Raw genomic sequence first — 3846 nt, forward strand, 5'->3', positions numbered from 1 at the left:
CCGTGGCTATCAGTTCTGACATCAGATCGTCAGCCGTGATGCCATAGCATCCGCAGCCACCACAACGCCAATGACCTGCCGGAGCAGTACTCCCAGGTCAACACGGGTTCTGCTGACGGATACAGAAAAATGGCTCTGGTGATGAGAATTTTCCCTCGTGCGCCCCCAAATTGGGGGTGTTGGTGGGGCGCCCGCCCCGCATTCGCCCTTTATGGGCGGACTGCTCCCATCAGATGCCCTCGACTCAGGTAGAGATTGGCCAGCGCCAGCGCCGTGAAGGCCCGTCCGCCATTCTTCTTCAGGCCACGGTAGCGGACTTTCGTGAAGCCCCACAGGCGCTTGACCACTGCGAAGACATGTTCAACCCGGGCGCGGATCTTCGATTTGTTACGGTTCTTCCCGCGTTGCACTTCATCAATCAGCCCGTTCCTGCGGGTCCGTTGATTGGTGAAGTCCTTGGCGTGCGGTGCCTTTGATGCGATCAGCTTCTGCTGACTGGCGTACGCGCTGTCACCGTAGACACGACGCTCTTGCCCGTGCAGTAGCTGGGGCAGCGCATGCTTGTCGTGAATGTTGGCCGGCGTCACCACCGCTGAATGCGCTAACCCGCTTTGGCTGTCCACGCCGATGTGCAATTTCAACCCAAAATGCCACTGCTGACCTTTGCGAGTCTGATGCATCTCGGGGTCGCGTGCCTTCTCTTGGTTCTTCGTCGAACTGGGTGCACTGATGATCGTGGCATCCACAATGGTGCCGGTCTTCAGCTTCACGCCACTGGCTTGCAGGACCCGGCCAACCTCAGCGAACAGGCGTTCGGCAAGCTGATGTTTCTCGAGCAGCCGACGAAACTTCAGCAGCGTGGTGGCGTCCGGCACCGGCTCACGGCCCAGGTCAATCCCTACGAAGCGGCGCAGGCTGGCACTGTCATACAGGGCCTCCTCGCACGCCAGATCTGCCAGGTTGAACCAGTGCTGCAGAAAGTGGATGCGCAGCATCCGCTCCAGACCAATGGGCGGTCGGCCATTGCCTGCCTTTGGGTAGTACGGATCAATCACGGCGCACAAGGCCGACCACGGCACGATCTGCTCCATCGTCGCGAGAAATTCCTCACGTCGCGTTGGCTTGCGGTGTTGCTCGAAACCTGCACATTGATCTGCACCCGCTGCCAACGTCATCTGCTTCATGTTCATCTCTTTGCGCTCGTGATTCTTCAAATAACGCACCTCATCACGATTCGGAGGACTTGATCAGCATTGCCCTAAACCTGCGATTGCGGCAAAGACCAGCTGATCCCGCTCAAAGCCCTCAGGTTAAGGTATCGGCAGACGGTCCAGCGAATGCGCGCACCAATTGATTTCAGGGCCACGAAACCAGCGGCATCCGGTCCCGCGGGAGCTTGACCAAACTCGACTGCATCGACACAGTTCGCATCTCATTCTGTTGCATCCGATATTCCGCCGGCGTCAATCACACTGCCCCCGCGACGCCTTGACTTACCCAGGCTGTTCCCACGCAGCATCCTCGCCAATCTTGGCCGCATGGGCCGCTGCCTGCTCGAGCCAAGGCGCATGCACCTTGGGAACAACCAGCATTGTCAAACCTAATCCGTCCATCACACGCAGAGCGTGCTCGAGATTGGCGCCCTTGCCGTTCTCCAGCTTCGATAGCATGCCAACGGAAACACCGCAATTTTTCGCCGCTTGGTCAATGGGCATCCCTCTTCTGCGCGGGTTGCCCGAATGCGGTCGCCCAGTTGGTGAATGATGCGAATTGTTGCGCGCGAAGGTGGCGTCGGATCAGGTAGTGGTCGCGGAATGGAGGCCCGTTCCGTGCGGAAAGAAAAACGGAAAACCAGCGAAAAGGCTGCTGCCTACAAGATTGCTTCATGATCGTGAAATTTGACCCGGTAGCAGCGATACAGGCCAGCAACCAGCAAGCGCCTGACGCCTGCCAAGATCAATTCACGGGATCGACCAGTCTGTGGCACACCAGCCGGAACCACGCCAAGGTGTTTGGCTTTGAGCACTTTATGCAGGCCATCCCGCTTGGCTCGGGTGATGTCGCGAGCCGGGCTTGCGAGCCTTGAGGAACTGTGGCCGGGCCCTAGACTATTTGCGGGGCAAGGCGTGCACCGAAGCGGGAAGACTCATCCGCTAGGGCTGTGCCACCTATGTCCGAATTAGTTCCATCACACCGGACTCCAAGGAGAGCAACATGTCAGAACGTCCAGCAGATGTGGTAAGCTCCATATCCAACCAGGTCATTCCGCCGAAGGTTTCCGCAGACGACGCAAGGCACGCGGGCCGCGTGGCCTATGACAAGCCGACTGCGGACAACGCCATGATGCTGTTCATCGACCACCAGATCGGCTTGATGGCTGGGCTGCGTGATTTCTCATCGCTGTCCGCAATTAAAAGTAACGTGCTTGGTCTTGCGCTGGTCGCCAAGGCCATGAAGCTGCCAGTGTTGATCTCCTCCTCGAACGCCCAATGGCAGAACGGCGACACGTTGCCGGAGCTCAAGGAAATTTTCTCAGAGGAGCCAATTTATCGCCGCACGGGCATTATCAACTGCTATGAGGACCCTACCTTCCGCCAGGCCTTCGAAGACCTCGTGACAAAGACGGGCCGGCGGCACATCATCATCTCGGGTGTCACGATCGGAACCTGCTGCACGTTCCCGACACTTTCGATGTTACAGGACGGCTACAGCGTTTTTCCTGTGGTAGACGCCTGCGGCGCGTGGAACGCTTACGAGGCGCAGTCTGCGATGTCTCGTATGGCGAACGCAGGTGCCTCACTGGTATCGACGTTTGCCCTCGCCTGTGAACTGCAGGCCGACTGGAAGCGCGAAACGGCGAATGACATGTTGGCACCGTTTATCCAGCACCTGCCTGAATACGGCTTCGTGCTGCAGAATTTCTGGAATAACGCCAATCAGCATCTGGTGCCGGATCCCTTCGGCATGGTCAAGTAATCGAACAATACCCGGTATTGGAGATGCGCGACGCGCTGCTCAGGCGCGTCGCCGCAGTGCCCAGCTGTCGGTACATGCCGGCGCACAAAGCTCATCGACGCTCGGGACGGCTGACCCCCGTCTTTCTTCGTTTGCTCAGCCGGAGCCATGCGCCCATGCCTCGCCAAAGTACACGGCCAAGTGCTCAGCGAAGGCACGGACCTTGGCGGACAGATAGCGTCGGTGGGGATAGAGCACGTGGATACCCCTAGGCGTGACGCTGTAGTCGGGCAGCAAAGGCACCAGCCGCCCGGTCCGGATATCGTCGCCCACGATAAAGTCCGGTTGCATGATGATGCCCAGTCCGTCGAGTGCCGCGCAACGCAGCAAATCGCCGTTATTGGCCCGCATCGGGCCAGCCACCTTCGCCAGGTGCACCGCGCCATCCCTCTCAAGCCGCCATTCGGCACCACCGGCCCAGTAGGTATAGTGCAGGCAATGATGCCGCTCGAGATCGCCTGGCTGCTGCGGCGCCCCGTACCGCGCCGCATACGCCGGCGCGGCGCAAATCCACACCTTCTGGTCCGCCAGCTTGCGCACCCGAAGATTCGCCGGCGCCATTACGCCGGCGACGGATTGGCTCCATCATGCCGGCGATTCACAGGCATACACGGATTTGGATCGACCTCACGGCCCGGGCTTTTTAACGGCTCCCATGCGGCCTGGCCGGCGCTATCGTGATTTGTGGCTGAACGCGCCATCCGGGTTGATATAGATACTATGAAGGGCCGCGAAGGAACAAGCCCCTGGAGTAAAACGAAGATTCGCAGTCTCGTTTCTCGAAAGGAGCACGCAAATGAACATGCCTGACACAGCCCTTCAGGGGCAGAA

General features: G+C 59.2%; 5 protein-coding genes. 2 read left to right on the top strand and 3 right to left on the bottom strand.

Going from position 1 to position 3846, the window contains the following annotated elements; translation table 11 throughout:
• Nucleotides 1–209: 209 nt before the first annotated feature.
• The gene (locus tag DN412_RS42365; RefSeq protein ID WP_115216929.1) at nucleotides 210–1184 is read right to left on the bottom strand and encodes an IS5 family transposase; all 975 of its coding nucleotides are present in this window, start codon (nucleotides 1182–1184) and stop codon (nucleotides 210–212) included.
• A 309-nt stretch (nucleotides 1185–1493) separates the two neighbouring features.
• Nucleotides 1494–1715, bottom strand: coding sequence for a helix-turn-helix domain-containing protein (locus tag DN412_RS42370; RefSeq protein ID WP_115216926.1), 222 nt, complete (start codon nucleotides 1713–1715; stop codon nucleotides 1494–1496).
• Nucleotides 1716–1885: 170 nt separating this feature from the next.
• Between DN412_RS42370 and DN412_RS43280 the strand changes: the two genes are divergently transcribed.
• Complete coding sequence (locus tag DN412_RS43280; RefSeq protein WP_133303192.1) at nucleotides 1886–2086, top strand: hypothetical protein; 201 nt, start codon at nucleotides 1886–1888, stop codon at nucleotides 2084–2086.
• Nucleotides 2087–2214: 128 nt separating this feature from the next.
• Nucleotides 2215–2976 (top strand): isochorismatase family protein, encoded by a 762-nt coding sequence (locus DN412_RS42375; RefSeq protein WP_115216927.1) that lies wholly within the window; start codon nucleotides 2215–2217, stop codon nucleotides 2974–2976.
• 135 nt (nucleotides 2977–3111) lie between these two features.
• Here DN412_RS42375 and DN412_RS42380 read toward each other — a convergent pair whose 3' ends face one another.
• Entirely contained in the window at nucleotides 3112–3576 is a 465-nt protein-coding gene (locus tag DN412_RS42380) for a substrate binding domain-containing protein (RefSeq protein WP_115216928.1), read from the bottom strand.
• Nucleotides 3577–3846: the final 270 nt, after the last annotated feature.

Source organism: Cupriavidus lacunae (genome assembly GCF_003353055.1).
Classification (GTDB): Bacteria; Pseudomonadota; Gammaproteobacteria; order Burkholderiales; family Burkholderiaceae; genus Cupriavidus; species Cupriavidus lacunae.